Source organism: Cnuella takakiae, assembly GCF_001953305.1.
Classification (GTDB): Bacteria; Bacteroidota; Bacteroidia; order Chitinophagales; family Chitinophagaceae; genus Flavisolibacter; species Flavisolibacter takakiae.
Map to the genome: position 1 here is coordinate 3,669,072 of NZ_MTFE01000010.1, position 19,886 is coordinate 3,688,957.

A 19,886-nucleotide genomic window follows, 5' to 3' on the forward strand; every position below is an offset into this window, starting at 1 on the left:
CCAGGCCCATGCTCAGAATATGATTGAAGGAAATTGACCAGCAAGGTTATCATCAGGATAAAACAGCGTAAAAATTCAGAAGTATCACATTCCTTTCAGCTGCATAGTCCGCCCAATTTTAATTTAGTATTCAGTGTTGTTCTTTATATGCATGCTGTAATGCATACGATTTTAAAAGTTCATCACTGCACGCATTACAGCATTGAATAGTGCCACATAAAATCTACAATAGAGTGCAACTGGTTAGGAGTTTCATATCAATCTTTCCTAATCATAATAATTTGCGGTCCATGCCATCCCAATGCATCACCTTGCCCTGGAAATAACTTTCATTGGCCAGCAGGCAGGGCGCTGCGGCACGGAAGCCAAAGAGCGCATCTTCAATTACGGGCTTGCCGGTACGCACAGCCTCGAAAAAGTTCATGTGATGGTCGAGGTGCTCATTGTAACCTTGAGGCGCCTGGAACTTGATTACCTCTTTGCAGTCATTCTTTTTATCGGCATCGCTCCAACGTTTGTTGTACGCGGCAATGATTTGTTCCTGCATGGCCTTTGGATATGTATCCATAGCATCCCAACCGCCATAACCCGGCGCTTTTGCCAGTTTATTCCGGTACACCTGTATGCCGCCACCCCCAAAATCAATTGAACCGTCCGATCCATAAAAACGAATGCGGCTGTCATCGGGCCGCTCGCCGCCGGAAGCAAAGTTTACCTTAAGGAGTACCTGGAATGCAGGGTGCTGGGGTGTTGCTTTATACTCCATCACACCCGTCATTACATCGGGCACATTGCGGCCATCCTTCCAGTAGCTGGTATCACCCGAAGCAAATATGCGGGATGGCCCATGCGAACCGGTGATGAAGTGAATGCCCGTGAGCAGGTGCACAAAAAGGTCGCCGGCAACACCGGTACCATGCTCGCGGTAATTGCGCCACCAGAAGAATTGTTTAGGATCGAAAGCCGCTTTTGGATTGTGCCGGTTGAAGCGCTTCCAATCTACGGTATCGGGCGAAATATCCAAGGGCATGGTGTACTGCCAGGCACCCAAAGCATCATGCCTGTCGAAAGAGGCTTCAATACAGTTGAGGGTACCAATTTCGCCCTGCTGATATAGTTCCTTTGCCTTGGCATATACAATGGAGGAAATACGCTGGCTGCCTACCTGCATGGGCTTACCGGTTTCCTTTTGGGCCTTTACCATGGCAACACCCTGGTCGATGTTTTGCATCAGCGGCTTCTCGCAATACACGGCCTTTCCTTTGCGCATGGCCTCAATGGCAATTACATCGTGCCAGTTGTCGGAAGTGGCTACAATTACCGCATCGATGTCTTTTCGGTCAAGCAGTTCGGAAAAATTCTGGGTTGTAAAAAGGTTCGCACCATACAGTTCCTTTGCCCTTTCCAGCCGGCCTTTGTAGAGGTCGCATACGGCGGCAAGTTCAACACCGGGTACCTTCAATGCAGTTCGGGTGTTGTTGAGCCCCATGATGCCAAAACCAACCACGCCGATGCGAATGACATCGTTAGCGCTGTAGCGGCGTTCGTAGGGAATGATCCGTTGTTCAATTTCATGATCGGGAATATTGGCCAGCGAGGCAAGCGGAAGCAGCAAACCGGCATTACCGAGGTTGCGTAAAAAGCGGCGACGGGTGGACATGGCAATCGATTTAAGCGTGTTGATCAGGAAGTTAAGTATTTATCTTTCCTGGAAGTCAAACCCCGGAAAAGAAAAGACCCTTTTTTACCAGGACAATGGCTGGATGTATGCATCCAAAATAACCGCTACTTCCCTGCGCGGCATGGGTGCTGACGGTACCAGGGACTTATTGAAAGCTTTCTGGTAAAACTGATCCAATGCCTTTGCATCAGGGCTGCCTGCAGGTTTAAAGCCAGCAGCCTGAACCTGTGCAAGCAGGTCAAACAACCAGGAACCAGTTATAAATGACGAATTGTTAGTTTCCAGGCCCTGCACCCACTTGGTTTTAAATGCCGGTACCTGTTGCAATCCAGCCAATAGTTCGGCACTTCGGGTGAGGCTATCGGGATGAAACAACATCTTATTGGCCCAGGCCTCCGGTTTGCCTTCCCCTTTCAGCAGGCCCCGCACTCCAACCCTTTGGATGGCTGCCCAATGCGGATCATCAGGTGTAAGATCGGTAAAGGGCATGAGGTAAGCTTTTGCAGCGATCAAATCGGCCTGTACTTCCCGCACCGGAACAACTGCCGGTTGACGATTTCCCATCGCTGACTTAGCTGCCAGCACACCAGCCGCCTGCCCGGTTAACAGTACTACCGGCTGCAGGCGGGTACTGCCATTTGCAATATTGGAAACGGAAATACTTTTATCGCAAACAATAAGTCCCCCGACCGTTTCCGGTATCAAAGCACCAAGCGGAATATTGAATGCGGGAATGGGCGGGAACTCCAGGTCGGGCACTTTGCCCATATACTGGCCATGGTGGTGATCTACCGGGTAGTTGCCAACAGCAATTCCTGACTGGAACAGGTTATAGTTGCAGGGATGCTGCAGGTGATGAATAGCCAGCAGTGTTTTGCCCCTTAAACGGCGTCCTTCACGGTGATAAGGCACCAGGGCCATGCCGCCCTCCAGTTCATCATCTGCAAGACCGATGTGCTCTAAGCCGAGGTCATTTTGTAAAAAGTAGAGAAAACCTAGGGTTTGCTCTTTGGCCTTAGCATAAGCCTGCTGCCGTTGGGCTTCGGGTAATTGTACCACATCCAGATAGGTGTCATTGCCATGAATGGGCCAGTTGAGCATGTACTTTTTTTCTGTGCTGTCCCTGGTGGTAAGACGCCCATACTCCAGCATTTTTTGCACATCGCCATTCCAGGGTTTACCGTTGGGGCAGGGTGCCTGTAGGTTGGAACAATAATACCGGGTTGCATCATACCCTACCGGCTTGGGAATGGTACGGTTTACACCAACACCATAATCTTTCAAAATGGCCGTCCAGGTAAGGTCCTGAATGATCCCATTCCTCTCCTGGGCTTCTTTTTCACCAGTTGCTTTTGGATCGTCCATACCCAGGTAAAAGGCAGCACCGGCACTTGCCAGCACATCTCCCAGATCGGTAGCATCGATGGTGACGGTTGCCACAATGTCTAGCTTTTCGCCCTTTTTATTGGTGAACCGGGCACCCTCTATCCTGTTGCCCTTTTTATTTACCCCTGTAAACCAAAAGCCATACACCACTTCCAGGTTTGGCTCGGCAGCTGCCATTGCCTTAAGGATACTATCACCTACAAATGGCTCAAAGCAGGTATTGCTTACCCAGCCGCTACCCAGGTTGCGGGTACCATAGTGCCGGTATAGCGCTTCCCGGAACTCCTGCCACATGCCGCTGTTGAGCAGGTGGTTACCATCGGTACAGCTAACACCGGCTGCTGTAAGCATGCCACCCAGCATCGTCGTAGGCTCTATTAATAGGGTTTTAGCCCCGCTGCGTGCAGCCTGTATAGCAGCAGCCGTGCCACCGGTACCGCCACCCACTACCAGCACCTGGGCCCTACGTTGGGATAATACAAGAAGGGGAAAACAAAGGAAGTACAGCAGCAGGCGCAACATACAGCAAAGGGTTTTGCTGCTGAAAATAAAAAAAGCCTTCCGTAATGGAAGGCTTTAGCAATTTATAAGGGTTGATTAAAACGGCAGATCATCAACCGGCTCGCCAATTCCACTGGAGGCAGGAGCTTCGTTGCGATTGTTGTTGTAACCACCTTGATTTCCGTTATCCTGCTGACCGTAATTATTGGAGCCACCGCCACCAACGCTATTGCTATCACGGCCACCCAGCAGTTGTACGTCGCGTACCCGCATGGTGAGTGTAGCACCGCTGGTGCCATCGTTACGGGTGAACGTGCGTACTTCGGGTGCACCTTCTACGTACACCTGTGTTCCTTTGGTAAGGTAGGGTGCAACGGCCGTGCGGTCGGTCCAATATGCGCAGTCAACCCAGGTTGTGCGTTCCTGATTGTTGCCCTGGCTGTCTTTGTACTTCTCGGAATGTGCTACAGTAAAGTTGATTACGTTTTTACCATTTACGGTATTTACCATACAATCTTTACCCAGGCGTCCGATAACTTGCATCTTAATCATAGTACTCAAATATTAGAACCACAAGATAAAAACAATCCCTCCTTTCCTGCAAGTATTTTGGTTAAAATATTTAGCAAAATGGACAAAAGAGCCCTCAAATTTAGGCCTGTAGCGGGTTCCAGCAATCTTTCCACAACTAAACCTTTTAGCATTCCCATTTTCATTCCCTCTAAAAAAAATTCCAGGACAAACAATTTGTTAATGCCCATAGAGCCCATTTGTAAAAAACCGTCATGCGCCACTTGCTACTGCGCATTCATCAGGCACCTGCAACCGTTCACAGCGACAATAAGCCAACTACGGCTAATTGGCTAGCCCTCCCCTCCACACTGAACTAGCTTTGAATTAAGTTTTTTCAATCACCCAAAACCTAAAACAATGAAAAACTATTTGCTTAGCACCCTGTTCAGTGCCGCTGCTGCACTCCTGCTCAACCCTACCAGTATCCATGCCCAATCCGATCAACCAGTTGCCTTAGCTACTACTGCCGCCATCAGTGGCATCCAGGAAAATAGCGAGGGGAATAAAGAAAGTGGGGCAACTGTTTCAAAAGGCAATTTCCTGCCCATCAACGAGGTGAGTGCCAAAGCCGTCCGCTCGTTGAACTATACCTACAAAAACGCAAGCACTGCAAACTGGTCGGCATTAAAGGGAGCTTACCTGGCGGAATTTGACCTGGCAGGTCGTAAGTCAAAAGCACTTTTTGCCCGCAATGGTTATATGATTTACGGCATTTGTTATGGCAGCGAAAAAGACCTGCCTAAAGAAGAGCGGCAAGTGCTGAAGTCAAATTATGTTGATTATGAAATAACCAGCGTAGCCGAAGTACAGGCTGAGAATAAAATATACTGGATCTGCACGCTCCAGGACAAGGACAATATTGTAGTTACCCGCTCCCAAAATGGCGAACTGGAAGAATTGGAGCACATGGTAAAACGCATGGAGCCCAAAGGAAAGAAAGGGAAAGTGATTATTCCTAAACAGTAATTTTCAAATTAAAAAACCACGAGACAGGGCGTTCTCAGACCTCCATATTCAATGTACAAAGGAGAACGACCTGCTTTCGTGGTTTTTATTACTACAGTAACCAATTTAAGTTTATTGTCCCCTACCGGTTTTCTGCTGCAGTTCATCAATTTTTTTCGAGGCTTCTGCCTTTGTGATCTGGTCGTCAAAGGTTTCGCCAGCTTCGTCTGAAAGGGTTTTTAAATAACTCCGTTGCGCCCCGGTAATGGGCTCATCGCCAGTAACCCACTCATCAGGGTCCTTCTCTGTATTATCTCCCCGAAGGTTATTGGTTTGTTGTTCCAGGTCTTTGTCCTGTTCGCGGTTATGCTGCTGTTCGTTTTTCATACTAATTTATTTAGCAAGGATAGAAAAAAACAGCAGGCCAAAACACTTTTGGGGAAAGGTCATCTTTACAAAATGGCTTAAGCAACTAATTGGAATGAATGCTGATTTTCCGCCTGCGACGACCCTATTTTCAATAAGACCACCCCAAACAGTTTTCTTAACAATCAGAAGACAATTCCCCCAATCTGCTGTTGTACCTTTGCCGCTTCAATTATGAGCAGGAAAGGAAAAGTTTTGGTAGCCATGAGCGGCGGTATCGATAGTACGGTTACCGCACTGATGCTGCATGAGCAGGGTTATGAAGTTATAGGCATTACCATGAAAACATGGGACTATGCCGCAAGTGGCGGTTCAAAAAAAGAGACCGGCTGTTGCAACCTTGATTCGTTCAACGATGCAAGGCAGGCGGCTGTGGAGCATGGTTTCCCGCATTATATCCTCGACATCCGCGATGAGTTCGGTTCTTTCGTGGTGGAGAATTTTGTGGACGAATACCTGGCCGGCCGTACACCAAACCCTTGTGTGCTGTGCAATACCCACATCAAATGGCGGGCACTGCTGAAAAGGGCAGATGCTTTAGGTTGCGAATTTATTGCCACTGGTCACTATGGCCAGGTGCTGCAACACGATAATGGGCGGTATTTCATCCGTAAGGGTGTGGACGAAACCAAGGACCAGAGCTATGTGCTGTGGGGACTGGAACAAGACCTGCTGAGCCGCACGCTTCTGCCTTTGGGCACCTACCGCAAAACCGAAATCAGGCAGATGGCCCATGACTTTGGTTATCCCGAACTGGCCAAAAAGCATGAGAGTTACGAAATTTGTTTTGTACCCGACAACGATTATCGCGGTTTCCTGAAGCGTAAAGTGGACGGATTGGAAGAGCGGGTGGCGGGTGGTTATTTCGTTGACAAAACCGGCAGGAAACTGGGCCAGCACAAAGGTTATCCCTTTTATACCATTGGGCAGCGCAAAGGTCTGGATATTGCCCTGGGCAAACCTGCCTATGTTACCGGCATTGATCCCGATACCAATACCGTTGTTCTTGGCGATGAAGCCGACCTGGAAAAGGAAGACATGCAGGTAGGCCGCATCAACTGGATGAAATACGATTCTGTGGCTGCAGATGCGGAGGTACTGACCAAGATCCGGTACAAGGACAAAGGCAGTATTTCAGCCCTCCATCCTACCGGTACAAACCAGGTAAATGTTCGTTTTTACGAAAAGGCCAAAGGCATTGCACCCGGGCAAAGCGCTGTTTTTTACGAAGGCGACGATGTAATTGGCGGCGGCATTATCCAAAAAGCATTTTAAATAAAAAAGAAACCCGGGCTTACCCGGGTTTCTTTTTTATTCGAATTCATCCTACTAGGCAGGCTGCACCGGGAGGCTACCTTTACCGGCGAACGACGAAACCTTACCCTTCTTATGCGCCTGTTTCCCTTGCTATGCGCCTGTTGCGCACTACTGGTATTAGCTTGCACCAAGTCCACTCAAAGCATCCAACTTCCTGAGTACGCTCCAGAAGCCATAACCCGGTTGGCGCCTGCCTACAAAGGCAAATACATCACCTACCGGCTCGACTCTATCGTGCCCATACTCCAGGGTCGTGTGCTGGCAACAAGGCGTTACCTTGCCAAAGATGTTTGGGATACTTTGATTGTAGATAACCAAGGCAAACCGGCATGGCGCATTTTCCGTTTCCTCAACGATTCGCTGGGTAGTGGCCCATGGAGCGCGAGTACCACCTATACCCTATCTGTTTACAACAACAGGCTGGAACAGTTGGAAAACAATCTGCGCACCATACGCCTGCAACTGCCCCTGCGGGATGGAGCAGCATGGAATGGCAACCAGTACCTGCCCTTTGCAGCCTATGGCGCGTACAACAACCTGCTTTTTACCGAACCCCTAAAATGGACCTACAAATGGCAAGGCCCCTTGCGGGAAACATGGTCAGGAAGGCAATACGACAGCGTATGGACCGTTGAACAACTCAACCAGGTATTTGATACCTTGTCGGTGGCCAACCCCCAATACCGGCTGTATGGTATCGGTTATATTGCGGATAAATATGCAGTTGGCGTAGGACTTGTGGCGCGGCAATTGTTGCTCTTGGAAAACAACCCCAACCAGCAGGATGCCACAACCTTTAATCCTTACAAAACCGGTTTCGGCATCCGGATGTGGATGGTTGATCATAACTAAAGAAAATGTATGAAGACCCTGTTGTGCGCCCTCTTATTTTGCTTGTGCATTGGCGAGGCTTCGGCACAACAGTACCTTGTTTTCTTCAGGCATAAAGCACCTGCCACGCATTCCCTGAATAATCCTTCCGCATTCTTATCACAAAGGGCATTGGAACGCCGGCAGCGTTATGGCCTTTCCATAGACAGTACCGATCTGCCAATCCCCAATACTTTTATTACCCAATTGGAAGCTGTTCCAGGTGTAAGGGTATTGAACCGCAGCAGGTGGCTGAATGCAGTAAGCATCAGTGCACCGGTTGCGGCAGTAAACCAGGTAGGCAACCTGCCCTTTGTGGCAAACACTAGGCAGGTGCGCACCAACCTGCAGCCTGCCAACAGGGTATCCAAACCAATGATGGGTGCTGAAGCAGAGGTCACAACCAGCACTTTGGGGCCCACGGGAACACAGGAAAACTTTTACCAGTATGGCCGATCCGAAAAGCAGGTAAACATCCATAAAGGCGTCTTTCTGCACAACCTTGGATTGCGTGGTGGTACAATGGTCATTGGTTTACTGGATGCCGGGTTTTACCGGTACCATTCTCTTCCTGCATTCGACAGTACCCGCAGCAGGGGACGCGTGCTGGGCACCTGGGATTTTGTTGCCGGCGATACCAGCGTTGCAGAAGATGATGCCCATGGCATGCAGTGTTTTTCCATTATTGCCGCTAACATGCCTGGAACCTTTGTAGGTACGGCACCTGAGGCTTCCTTTTACCTGTACCGGAGTGAAGATGCAGGCTCCGAAACACAGGTAGAAGAATTGAATTGGGTAAGTGCTGCTGAAAGGCTGGACAGTGCCGGTGGCGACATGATCAGTTCCTCTTTAGGCTATAACCAGTTTGATAATGGTCTGGGCAGTTATACCTATGCAGATATGAATGGAGGTGTATCCATCACGGCACGAGGTGCCGACCTTGCGGCCCGCAAAGGCATACTGGTGATCAATTCGGCAGGCAACGAAGGAGCCAGTGCCTGGCGCTACATCAGTACACCTGCCGATGGCGACAGTGTGCTTGCCATCGGTGCAATAGATACTGCTGGCAATTCTGCGGCTTTCTCCAGCTATGGCCCTGCAAGCGATGGAAAAATTAAACCCGATGTGGTGTCGGTAGGTGTGCGTACGGTATTGCAAAGCGCCAATGGCAGCATCGCTACAGGTAACGGCACTTCATTTTCCTGCCCCAATATGGCGGGCCTTGCTGCCTGTTTGTGGCAGGGCTTCCCGGAACGCAACAACTGGGAGATCATGGAAGCAATGCGCAGCTCTGGATCCTTAGCTACTGCACCCAACTCCCGGTTAGGATTCGGCATTCCGGATATGCGGATAGCAACCGGAATTTTACTAAAACAAAATGCAAGTGCAACTATTTCGGCGGCAGCCTGTGGTGCGTTGATCCAATGGCAAAGCAAGGATGTAGCCACCATGCGTTACCAGATCGAAAGGCTGGACCCGGGCAGCAGTAATTTCAAGACCGTAGGTACTGTAAACGCAAACGGAGAAAATTGGGGCAACAAAAGCTACCAGTTCACCGACAGGCCTGAAGGTCTTACAGGCAATTTTACTTATCGCATCCAACAGGTGCTGGATACATCTGCAAATAGCTTTTACGCGGTTTACCTTGATACCATTTCCATCAGCAATTTACCTGCATGCCACACCAGCCAACGATATAATATTACCCCTAACCCAACAAATGGAAACGCGCAATTACAGTTGAACTTTTCGGAAACACTTTCCAGGGTGACGTTGCAGTTGTACAACCAGGCCGGGCAGCAGCTATGGAAACAACAGCTCGATAAGCCTGCTGGCCTTTACCAGCAAAGCCTGCCCACTACCCTGTTGGCTGCCGGAAAATACTACCTCCGCATAGCCTCGGAAGATCGAATAATAACGACGCTGGAGTTGGTTAAACTATAATGCTTTAAATGCAGCTGCAAAAAGCGTATCTGCTTTTTGTCCATAACCTTTGAAGTATTGCGTACCTACTGGCTGCATGCCTGTTTCCTGGCTGATATGCGCCACCACTTCCTCGTTTTCGGCTTTAAACACAGAACAGGTAATGTACAATAATACGCCACCTTTGGTCACCTGCTTTGCGGCACGTACGGCAATGCGCTTTTGCAAAGCTGCATAATGGTTGATCTTTTCTTCCGTGAAAAAATACAGTTGTTCGGGTGTACGGCCCCAGGTACCCGACCCGCTGCAGGGTGCATCGCAAATCACCAACTGGAAAGACTGGTTGCAGGAAAATTCAGGAGCGCCGATATCACCCACAAAAGAATGGTAATCGGAAATGCCGGCAGCAGCAAAACGTTTTTTCAGGTTTACGATGATCGAACTCCGGATGTCGGAAACAGTGATGCGGGCATTTGGGTAAAGGTCATGCAGGAGGAGCGACTTACCTCCGCTTGCAGCACAACAATCCCAGGAAGAAAAAGCAGTTTTACGGTCGGGAAAATGGGGCTCCAGTAAAGAAAGCACCTGCTGCGAACTTTTATCCTGCACTACGGCATCGCGGTTCAACATCAGCAGTTCGTCCAGCTTGGCGGCTGGTGGCAGTCCAATACAATTGGGCACAACAGTATAGAAATCTATTCCTGCATCATTTAGCTGGGCTTTCACCTTTTTTTCTTTACCGGGACGTAGTCGCAGGTAAGTGTCTGGTTGAACCAGGAAGGATTGGACAAATGGTGCCTGCTCTATTGCATCCGATAAACAATGGGTAAAAGGGAAAATTTCCTCCAATTGAAAAGGATAGCGTTCTGCAAGCAGTGCCATTTTTTCTTTAAGAGTTGATGCAGCAAGCGCATTCCATTCAGGTGCCAGTTGGGCCAGCACGGGTTGCGCAACATCACTGCACAAAAAAAGGGCAACCAATAAGCGCTCCTGCACCGGTGTGTCTTTCATGGCATGTCCCAACCGGAAATAACAATAACAAAGATGGCTGATCTGCCTGCGATCGCGGGAACCGAACTTTTTGTTGGCTGCAAAGAACTTTTTCAGGAAAGAAGGCAACGGTTCCTCACCATGATATTGATCGAGGATGAGTGCGGCGGTGTCGAGGTAAGCACGTACAAACATGAGGACACAAAAAAAGCGATTGTAGCGCAAACAATCACTTTTATCATTCCTACCTAGTTGTAACGGTAAAGCACTTCTATTTGGTTACTATCAACTGTAAGGGTCGCCTTTTCAGGCCGGTTGTCGGAACGGTAGGTATAAGTAGCACTAATAAAATCCACGGGTGTACTTCCGGGCGTTGCCAAATCCCGGGCGGTTACCTTGGTGAAATTGGCTGGAGATATAAAAAACAGAAAGTCGGTCAGAACGCCTTCCACGCCTAAAGCAAGAGGGTTGACCTTACCATCATACTGAAAACCCAACTCTACCAGGGGCACCAGGTTGGTAGTTGAGAAATCGGTAAACAACAAATTAATGGTTGCAACATTGCCGGGTCCATCATACGCAAACTTTGATTGCGAGAGCTCGCCGGACAAACCGCTGACAGGCTCTTTGATATAGTATCGCGAGGTTTCCACTTTTTGCCCATTGTACACAAATACCGTACTGTCCAAATACACATTTCCGGCACTGTCCTGCAATGTTGCCAACTTGTGGGTATACTGCCTGCGGCTGGCATCGTAAAAGACATTGTATGTAGTTTCTTCGGTGCCCGTGGTAGTAGCATCACGGTAGGTATATGACTGGATTATGCCGGTACTGTTTCTATTGATGGTAAAAGCCAGGTGATCGCCCATTAAGGGTTCGCCATTGGGCGCTGTATAGCCAATAAACCGACCGGAAGCATCGTAGCGCAACTCTGTTACCGAACTATCTGAGGCGCTGTACTGGTAAACCAGCCGGGCAATGCGGGCACCGTTGTTACCACCGCCGTTGGTTGTATCAATGGAAGTTTCCTTTTGGCAGGCGGTGAACATTATACAGAGCAGCAGCAAAAGGGGCAGGTAGGTCTTGGTCATTTATCAGGCTTTTAGTTGAGGGAAAATTGGTAAAGGCCACAGTCCCAAATCACCACAACACAATATAACAACTAAGCTTAATGCTTGCACTTAGGGGTATAAAAAAAGCGGTCCGTTGCGGACCGCTTCCAAATAATTTGACCTGCATCAGAGTTGCAGCAATGCTTTCACCGGGTCTTTGCCGAAAAGCAGCAACTCCGGATTTTCCAGCAGTTCTTTTACGCGTACCAGGAACCCTACCGACTCGCGGCCATCGATGATGCGGTGGTCGTAGCTGAGGGCCAGGTACATCATGGGGCGCGCTTCGATCTTACCATCAATTACCATTGGGCGCTCCTGTATTTTGTGCATACCCAGGATGGCCGATTGTGGGATGTTGATGATGGGCGTGCTCAGCAAGGAACCAAATACACCGCCATTGGTAATGGTGAACGTACCGCCCTGCATTTCTTCCATCGACAACTTGTTGTCGCGAGCCTTGGTTGCCAGTTCCACCACCTTTTTTTCAATCTCGAACATGCTCAGGCTTTCCGCATTGCGGATAACAGGTACGACCAAACCTTTGGGTGCAGAAACAGCAATGGAAATATCGCAGTAGTCGTGGTACACCAGGCTGTCGCCATCGATATAAGCATTTACTGCCTGGAACTCCTGGAGCGCAAAGCAACACGCCTTGGTGAAGAAGGACATAAAGCCCAGGTTCACGCCATGCGCTTCCTTGAACTTGTCTTTGTTTGCAGCGCGGATGGCCATGATGGCGCCCATGTCTACCTCGTTGAAGGTAGTAAGCATGGCAGTGGTGTTCTTGGCTTCCACCAGGCGACGCGAAACGGTTTTGCGCAGGTTGCTCATTTTCTCCTTACGCTCGTTGCGGCCGAATGCTTCCGTACCAGGTTTGCGGCCGGGATTGGCCAGAGCATCCAGCACATCGCCTTTCAGTATTTTACCATTGAAGCCGGAAGGCTGTATGGATTTGGGATCTACTTTTTTGTCCGCAATGATTGCCGAAGCAACCGGCGTGGCTTTGATATCATTGGCTACAGCAGTAACAGGAGCAGCGGCAGGTGCGGGCTGAGCTGCAGGTTTGCTTTCTGCAACAGGTGCAGGTGCAGCAGCTGCGGCAGGAGCAGCAGCGCCTTCGGGCTTGGGTGCAGTCTCGTCAATCTGGGCTACCATGTCGCCGATATTGAGGGTGTCGCCTTCTTTACCTACGGTCTTCAGCAAGCCGGCTTGTTCGGCGTTGAGTTCGAAGGTGGCTTTTTCGCTTTCCAATTCTGCAATCACTTCATCCCTTTCAACGTATGCGCCATCCTGTTTAAGCCATTTTACCAGGGTTACTTCGTTGATCGATTCACCCACGGTAGGAACTTTGATATCAATCATGATTCAGTTGTTTCTTGTTTTTGAACACCTTTTGCAAACCTATAAGGTTTAAAAAAGCCTCATAGGTTTTTCCAAGCGGTGCAGTTCGTTTTTATTCTAAATTGAAAAAGCGGTGTCAACAATCTCGGCCTGCTCCTGCGCATGCACTTTGGAATAACCGGTAGCCGTGGCAGCACCAGGCTGGCGGCTGATGATACCAAAGTTGATGTTCTTCAGGTTCATCTGCAGGAAGGAAGCGGCACCCATGTTCAGCGGTTCTTCCTGAACCCAGAACCAGGTGGCATTGCTGTACTTGTCGTACAGCGCTTCCAGTTGTTTGGCAGGCAGCGGGTACAGTTGTTCCATGCGGATGATGGCAACATCTTTACGGCCTTCCTTGGCTTGCTTTTCAGCAAGGTCGTAATAAACCTTACCGCTACAAAACAGCACTTTGCTTACATCCGATGCGTTGCCAACAAAAGCATCGTCAATCACCTCTTTGAATCCACCCGTGGTAAATTCTGTGATATGCGAATAGGTGGCTGGCAAACGCAATGGCGCCTTTGGCGAAAAGTTGATCAGCGGCTTGCGGAAAGGCAGGGCCAGCTGGCGGCGCAGCACATGGAAGAAGTTGGCGGCAGTGGTGATATTGGTAACAAACATGTTATTTTCCGCACACAGCTGCAGGAAGCGCTCCAGGCGGGCACTTGAGTGTTCGGGGCCCTGTCCTTCATAACCATGGGGCAGCAACATCACCAACCCATTCATCCGCTGCCATTTCGTTTCGGCAGAAGCAATGAACTGGTCGATGATGATTTGTGCACCGTTGGCAAAATCACCAAATTGGGCTTCCCACAATACCAGGGCATTGGGGTTGGCCATGGCATAACCATATTCAAAACCCAACACGGCATATTCGCTGAGCAGGGAGTTGTAAATTTTAAAACACTGCTTGCCATCGGCGGCAAACTGGTTTACCCGGTTGAATTCGGCATTGGTGTTTTCGTCGCGTATTACAGCATGGCGATGCGAGAAGGTACCACGTTTCACATCCTGTCCGCTCATACGCACTTCCTTGCCTTCAGCAACAAGTGATGCATAAGCCAGCAGTTCGCCAGTAGCCCAGTCAATCTTTTGTTCCGCATCAAAAAGCTTCACCTTGTCCTGGAGCAGCTTGTCCACTTTACGCAGCGGCTGAAATCCTTCTGGCGATTTCATCAAACCTGTAAAGAGGCGGCGCACTTCCTCTTCAGAAACAGCTGTTACAGGCGATGCATCAAAGTCGTTGGCCGTTGCCCGGCGCAGGCTCTGCCACCACAGTTCGGGTTGCTGGAATTTATAAGGCAGCGGGTTTTGTTTGATCTCATCCAGGCGGTCTTGCAGGTCGCTCCAGAATTGCTTTTCCATTTCCTTGGCCAGTTCCTGTGCATCGCTTTCGCCATGTTGCAGCAAGTACTGTACATAGGTTTCGCGTGGATTGGCATGTTTGTCAATCAGCGCGTACAGAGCAGGCTGGGTAAACTTCGGATCATCACCTTCGTTGTGTCCATGGCGACGATAGCATACCATATCAATGAAGATATCAGAATTGAACTGCTGGCGGTAACGGGTGGCAATTTCCACGCAGCGTACCACAGACTCGGGATCATCGCCGTTAACATGCAGTACAGGTGCCTGCACCATTGCAGCTACAGAGGTACTGTAATCGGCACTGCGTGCATCATCAAAGTCGGTAGTAAAACCAATCTGATTGTTGATCACAAAGTGCATGGTACCACCGGTGTAGTAACCTTTCAGGTTGCTCATCTGCAGTATCTCGTACACAATTCCCTGGCCTGCAACAGATGCATCACCATGGATCAGGATGGGCAGTACGGCATCAAATTCAGAGTCGTACAACACATCTGCTTTTGCACGGCTATAACCCAGCACAACAGGATCCACCGCTTCAAGGTGCGAAGGGTTGGGCGCCAGTTTCAGGTTAACAGTATTGCCGTTCACGGTTTGTACTTCTGAAGAAAAACCAAGGTGGTATTTTACGTCACCGCTGCCCATAGTTTGGTCGGGGATTGCGGTGCCTTCAAACTCGGTAAAGATTTGTTCGTAAGTCTTTCCCAGAATATTAGCGAGCACGTTCAGGCGGCCACGGTGGGCCATACCAATAACCACTTCTTTAACCCCGCTTCCACCGGCAACATCAATGATGGTATCCAGTGCAGCAATGGTGGTTTCGCCGCCTTCCAGTGAGAAACGCTTCTGACCAATATATTTTGTGTGCAGGAACTTTTCGAAGATCACACCCTGGTTCAGCTTCTCCAGCACACGGCGTTTTCGCTCGATAGGCAGAGGCTGGTTTAGGTTGGTCTCAATTTCCTTTTGCAACCACTCCAGGCGGTCCTGTTTCAGGATGTATTGGTATTCTACGCCTACTTTGTTGGTGTAGATTTTCTGCAGTTTGTCAATGATTACTTGCAGGGTAGCATTACCCAGGCCAATAATTTGGCCTGCGGCAAAACTTTGCTTCAGATCGGCTTCCTGCAGGCCAAAAAATTTGAGGTCGAGATTGGCACCGCGATCCTTACGTTTACGGATGGGATTGGTGTCGGCAATTAGGTGGCCTTTATGGCGATAAGCCTGTATCAGGTTGTACACAGCAAACTCTTTAGCCAGCTGGCCTGCGTCTACCGCTTTGCCGTTGGCACCGTTTACGGCATCGGGCACCTTCGATACGGCAAAGTCAAAACCTTCGAAAAACTTTCTGAACTCGGGATCAACACTTTCCGGGTCTGCAACGTAGCCCTGGTAAAGGGTTTCGATGTAGGCTGGATGTGAATGGGTTATGTACGAAAAATCCTTCATCAAGCGAGGTTTGAACGTTATTTTTTTGAGAGGTATGCAAATATCGGGTAAAAAGAACTGTTTAAAACACGCTTTTTATCTTTAACAGCAACAGTGCTCAATAAGCTACTTACCTAAGGGCAAGTGTGGTCGCGAATAAGCTATTTTTGGGAGCTTAAAACATAAGGCAAAAAAATGTTTGGATGTTTGTTTCGAATACTTACCTTTGCCGTCCAAATTAAAAGAACACATGGCTAATCATAAGGCAACAAAGAAAGATGTGCGTCAGTCTGCAAAGCGCCGCGAACGTAACCGTTACTATGGTAAAACTACCCGTAATGCTGTACGTGACCTGCGTTCACTGGAAGATAAGACTGCTGCCGGCGAAAAAATGCCTGACGTGATCGCAATGATCGACAAGCTTGCCAAGCGTGGTGTAATCCACAAGAACAAGGCTAACAACCTGAAGAGCAAGCTGGCTAAGCGTCTGAACACCCTCGCTTAATCGCTATCTCTTTCAAAGATATTTGAGGCGTCCGCTGTGACGCCTTTTTTCGTTGTTACCAGCTTCCATATGCAGGCACCAAGGATAAAAGATCATGCAGCAACACACCAGTGGCTAATGCCGCTGTTTTTTATCAAGTGCTAACCAGATTTGCTATCTAATTAAACCATCCAACCCTACATATATAAACTCCTACCCTCCCTAACTGCTTCCAACACTTCACCCTATCTTCGGGGCATGCGTTATCTGCTACTTTCTTTTTGTGTAGCCCTTTCGTTTTTGGCTACCGCTCAATCTATGCCGACCCTTTTCGAAACATCAAAAGGTACCCAAACGCCCACCTACCCTGAAGTGATCCGTTGGTGGCAACGTATGGATGCTGCATCCCCTATTGTACAGATGAAAGCCGCAGGCCCTTCTGATGCCGGTTACCCGCTCCACCTTGTATTGGTTTCTGGCGATAAGGATTTCAATATCGCTTCGCTAAAACGCAAACAACGCAATATCATCTTTGTACTCAATGGCATTCATCCCGGCGAACCTGATGGCATCGATGCCAGCATGCTGCTGGTACGGGATATTGTTGCAGGTAAACTGAAATTGTCCGCAAACATCGTACTGGCAGTTGTGCCTGTTTACAATATCGGTGGCGCGCTCAACCGCAGTGCCAATTACCGGGTAGATCAAAATGGCCCGGATGAATTTGGCTTCCGGGGTAATAGCCAGAACCTGGATCTCAACCGCGATTTCATCAAGCTTGATTCCAAAGAGGCAACTACATTTACCCGCATCTTCCACGAACTGGATCCCGATGTATTTATTGACAACCATGTAAGCAACGGCGCCGACTACCAGCACGTAATGACCCTCATTGCATCGCAGTACAACAAGCTGGGAGGGGTAATGGGCAAATACCTGAAAGAAACCTTTGTTCCCGCACTTTTTGCCGACATGCAAAAACGTGGCTTCGACCTGGTGCCATATGTCAACCATTTTGGCGAAACGCCGGAGCAAGGCTGGAGTATGTTCTGGGACAGCCCGCGATACAGCAGCGGCTATGCATCGCTCTGGCACAGCTTTGCATTTGTACCCGAAACACATATGCTGAAGCCCTACGCACAAAGGGTGGCAGCTACAAAAGCATTGATGGAATCTTTCATTCAATTCACCGCAACCAATGGCAAACAAATAACACAGCTGCGCAAACAACAGCAGGAAGCGTATGCACAAATCAAAGACTTACCCATCAAGTGGACACTCGATACAACCCAAAAATCACTGATCACTTTCAAGGGTTATACTTCAGGTAAAAAAAGCAGTGCTGTATCTGGTCTTCCTCGCCTCTATTATGACCGGGAAAAGCCTTTTACCCGCCAGGTTCCTTTTTACGATTTCTACCGCGATACGGCACGGGTAACTGCACCAAAAGCATATGTGCTGCCCAAGGGTTGGGTGAAGGTAGTTGAAAGATTGCAGGCTAACGGGGTGCAACTGGTGCCGCTGAAAAAAGATAGCATGATTGAGGTGGAGTCATACCGAATCCTATCCTACCAGGCATCTCCCCGTCCATTCGAAGGCCACCACCTGAATGGCAAAGTGCAAACTGAAAAGCAGGTAAAGAAAATTTTGTTTCATACAGGCGATTACCTGATCCCGTTGAACCAGCCAGCCTGGCATTTCCTGGTACAAACATTAGAACCGGAAGCGGAGGACAGCTATTTCGCCTGGAACTTTTTTGATCCGGTACTGGGACAAAAAGAAGGCTTTTCCGACTATATGTTTGAGGATACAGCTGCTGCGTACCTGGCCAGCCATCCCGAAGTGAAAGCATTATTAGAAGAAAGGAAAAAGAAGGATCCTGAGTTTGCAAAAAGCGCAGCTGCACAATTGGATTTCGTTTACAAGAACTCACCCTGGTACGAGCCTGCACATTTACAATACCCGGTTTACCGGGTAGCCAATTAAACAAAAAAGGAGTACGTAACCGTACTCCTTTTTTGTTATTCAGATAATTGAGCAATCCGAAAAAATTACAGGTCAGGTTTTATGATACTGCGCTTGCTACTTGCGAAGAGGCTTTGACATCAACGCTTCTAAAAATCCGGTTGCCTATGATAACACAACCAACCAACACCACCACACTTACTGCACCAATCCAGGGATAATTGGCTATTTGTCCATTACCTCTTTCCACAACTATTACTCCTGCCAGCAGGGAAGCAAGGCTGGTTCCCAGTTGCTGTATGCTGCTATTGAAACTCATAAAGCTACCGCGGGTTGCAGGCGGAATGACATTACTGACCAAGGCCTGTGCTGCTACGCCCCTTCCGGTTGATAATACAAACCAAAATGCAAAAATGACCAGTACCAAGGCGAAATGCATATCAGGCAAATTGGTAAGCAGTACAACCAATGGCAATGAAAGCAGCACACAGATAGTAAAGACCTTCAACTTTCCCCTTTTGTCGGCCAGCTTACCCAAAACATTGGCAGCAAAAAAAGAAGCTATTCCACCTGCCAGGTATACCATTGGCGTTTGTGCTTTGGAGAAGCCTTTATTAAACTCAAGAAATGGATTGATAAAGGGAATAACTAAAAAATGTCCCAACATGATCATACCGGAAAATACAAGGGCGAGCCTTTGTGTTGGGCTGGTCAAAACATTTTGCATGATGGTCCAGCGTTGTTTTAAACTAGGTTGCTCGGTGCCTGGTATAATATGCTTGTTCAAAGTTGGAATGTACCGGAAAATAAAGGGAACAGTCACGGCTCCAATAAGCACCACCATCAAAAAGGGTGCATGCCATGAGAATAGATTGGCGAGGTAAAGCGAAAATGGAACACCCAAAGTAGAAGCGATTGCAAATGCAGACATCACGCTTCCCATTGCCTTGCCCCTATGCTCGTAAGTAAACATATCCGAAATAATAGACAGCACCTGTGCGCCGATCAACCCACCAAATGTGCCAGCCAGCAGCCGTGCGCCAAGTAAGAAATGATAGGTAGGTGCCAACCCGCAAGCCAGTGTGCCCAGCAGGAACCCGATGTATCCAAACAGCAGTACTTTTTTGCGGTCATAATTATCGACAAAGAATGCTGCCAGAAAACCAGATATGCCTGCAGAAATAGTGTAAGCCGCCACCAGATAGGTGAACTGCGCAGGATGAATTTTAAAAAATGGCATCAGGTAATTACCCAATGGCATCATGATCATGAAGTCGAGAATATGGGTAAAATTAATGGCCGCTAAAAGGATGAGGATGATGGTACTTTTACCTTGCATGGTAATCAAAGATCGCAAAAGCAAAAGGATTTCACGCAAAAACGCGATGCGCTAAGATTAGGGTCAAACCTAACAACAAGGGGAAAGTAAAAGACATAGGAGCAAAGTTGAGCACAGTCTTGCTTCCTTTACTTTGCGTCTTTGCGGGCAACCCGTTTCATTCCTCCATGGGGTATATAAAAGCAAAAAGCC

Annotated in this window: 16 protein-coding genes; 6 read left to right on the forward strand and 10 right to left on the reverse strand. The window is 48.6% G+C overall.

Annotated elements, in window-relative coordinates:
* Positions 1 to 271: 271 nt before the first annotated feature.
* From BUE76_RS15910 to BUE76_RS15925, 4 genes are all read right to left on the reverse strand, one after another.
* Positions 272 to 1,660 carry a Gfo/Idh/MocA family protein gene (locus BUE76_RS15910; protein WP_073047867.1) on the reverse strand — a complete coding sequence of 463 codons (1,389 nt, stop codon included), beginning with the start codon at positions 1,658 to 1,660 and terminating at the stop codon, positions 272 to 274.
* 84 nt (positions 1,661 to 1,744) lie between these two features.
* Positions 1,745 to 3,589: an FAD-dependent oxidoreductase gene (locus tag BUE76_RS15915; RefSeq protein WP_073047870.1), complete on the reverse strand. Its 1,845-nt coding sequence runs from the start codon at positions 3,587 to 3,589 to the stop codon at positions 1,745 to 1,747.
* 75 nt (positions 3,590 to 3,664) lie between these two features.
* On the reverse strand, positions 3,665 to 4,120 hold the full coding sequence (locus BUE76_RS15920) for a single-stranded DNA-binding protein (RefSeq protein WP_073047872.1): 456 nt from the start codon (positions 4,118 to 4,120) through the stop codon (positions 3,665 to 3,667).
* Between the two features lie 5 nt (positions 4,121 to 4,125).
* Entirely contained in the window at positions 4,126 to 4,329 is a 204-nt protein-coding gene (locus BUE76_RS15925) for a hypothetical protein (RefSeq protein ID WP_073047876.1), read from the reverse strand.
* Between the two features lie 169 nt (positions 4,330 to 4,498).
* Here BUE76_RS15925 and BUE76_RS15930 point away from each other — a divergent pair, with 169 nt between their 5' ends.
* Positions 4,499 to 5,107 (forward strand): hypothetical protein, encoded by a 609-nt coding sequence (locus BUE76_RS15930; protein ID WP_073047879.1) that lies wholly within the window; start codon positions 4,499 to 4,501, stop codon positions 5,105 to 5,107.
* A gap of 111 nt (positions 5,108 to 5,218) precedes the next feature.
* Here BUE76_RS15930 and BUE76_RS15935 read toward each other — a convergent pair whose 3' ends face one another.
* Entirely contained in the window at positions 5,219 to 5,473 is a 255-nt protein-coding gene (locus tag BUE76_RS15935) for a DUF3072 domain-containing protein (protein ID WP_083596696.1), read from the reverse strand.
* 213 nt (positions 5,474 to 5,686) lie between these two features.
* Here BUE76_RS15935 and mnmA point away from each other — a divergent pair, with 213 nt between their 5' ends.
* The 3 genes from mnmA (at position 5,687) to BUE76_RS15950 (ending at position 9,643) form a co-directional block, all read left to right on the forward strand.
* Positions 5,687 to 6,787, forward strand: a complete 1,101-nt coding sequence (gene mnmA, locus BUE76_RS15940) for a tRNA 2-thiouridine(34) synthase MnmA (RefSeq protein WP_073047882.1) — start codon at positions 5,687 to 5,689, stop codon at positions 6,785 to 6,787.
* Positions 6,788 to 6,901: 114 nt separating this feature from the next.
* Entirely contained in the window at positions 6,902 to 7,681 is a 780-nt protein-coding gene (locus BUE76_RS15945; protein WP_143157463.1) for a hypothetical protein, read from the forward strand.
* Positions 7,682 to 7,690: 9 nt separating this feature from the next.
* On the forward strand, positions 7,691 to 9,643 hold the full coding sequence (locus tag BUE76_RS15950; RefSeq protein ID WP_073047888.1) for a S8 family serine peptidase: 1,953 nt from the start codon (positions 7,691 to 7,693) through the stop codon (positions 9,641 to 9,643).
* Here BUE76_RS15950 and BUE76_RS15955 read toward each other — a convergent pair.
* From BUE76_RS15955 to BUE76_RS15970, 4 genes are all read right to left on the reverse strand, one after another.
* Complete coding sequence (locus tag BUE76_RS15955) at positions 9,638 to 10,807, reverse strand: RsmB/NOP family class I SAM-dependent RNA methyltransferase (RefSeq protein WP_073047891.1); 1,170 nt, start codon at positions 10,805 to 10,807, stop codon at positions 9,638 to 9,640. The genes BUE76_RS15950 and BUE76_RS15955 overlap by 6 nt on opposite strands.
* 53 nt (positions 10,808 to 10,860) lie before the next feature.
* Entirely contained in the window at positions 10,861 to 11,706 is an 846-nt protein-coding gene (locus BUE76_RS15960) for a hypothetical protein (RefSeq protein WP_073047894.1), read from the reverse strand.
* A gap of 147 nt (positions 11,707 to 11,853) precedes the next feature.
* Positions 11,854 to 13,089, reverse strand: a complete 1,236-nt coding sequence (odhB, locus tag BUE76_RS15965) for a 2-oxoglutarate dehydrogenase complex dihydrolipoyllysine-residue succinyltransferase (RefSeq protein WP_083596699.1) — start codon at positions 13,087 to 13,089, stop codon at positions 11,854 to 11,856.
* 96 nt (positions 13,090 to 13,185) lie between these two features.
* Positions 13,186 to 15,927 carry a 2-oxoglutarate dehydrogenase E1 component gene (locus BUE76_RS15970; RefSeq protein ID WP_073047900.1) on the reverse strand — a complete coding sequence of 914 codons (2,742 nt, stop codon included), beginning with the start codon at positions 15,925 to 15,927 and terminating at the stop codon, positions 13,186 to 13,188.
* A 229-nt stretch (positions 15,928 to 16,156) separates the two neighbouring features.
* On the opposite strand from BUE76_RS15970, the gene rpsT reads away from it, so the two are divergent.
* Complete coding sequence (rpsT, locus tag BUE76_RS15975; RefSeq protein ID WP_073047903.1) at positions 16,157 to 16,411, forward strand: 30S ribosomal protein S20; 255 nt, start codon at positions 16,157 to 16,159, stop codon at positions 16,409 to 16,411.
* 297 nt (positions 16,412 to 16,708) lie between these two features.
* Positions 16,709 to 18,376: a M14 family metallopeptidase gene (locus BUE76_RS15980; RefSeq protein ID WP_245798427.1), complete on the forward strand. Its 1,668-nt coding sequence runs from the start codon at positions 16,709 to 16,711 to the stop codon at positions 18,374 to 18,376.
* A gap of 79 nt (positions 18,377 to 18,455) precedes the next feature.
* Here the strand turns inward: BUE76_RS15980 and BUE76_RS15985 are convergent, their stop codons facing one another.
* Positions 18,456 to 19,694: an MFS transporter gene (locus tag BUE76_RS15985; RefSeq protein WP_073047913.1), complete on the reverse strand. Its 1,239-nt coding sequence runs from the start codon at positions 19,692 to 19,694 to the stop codon at positions 18,456 to 18,458.
* Positions 19,695 to 19,886: the final 192 nt, after the last annotated feature.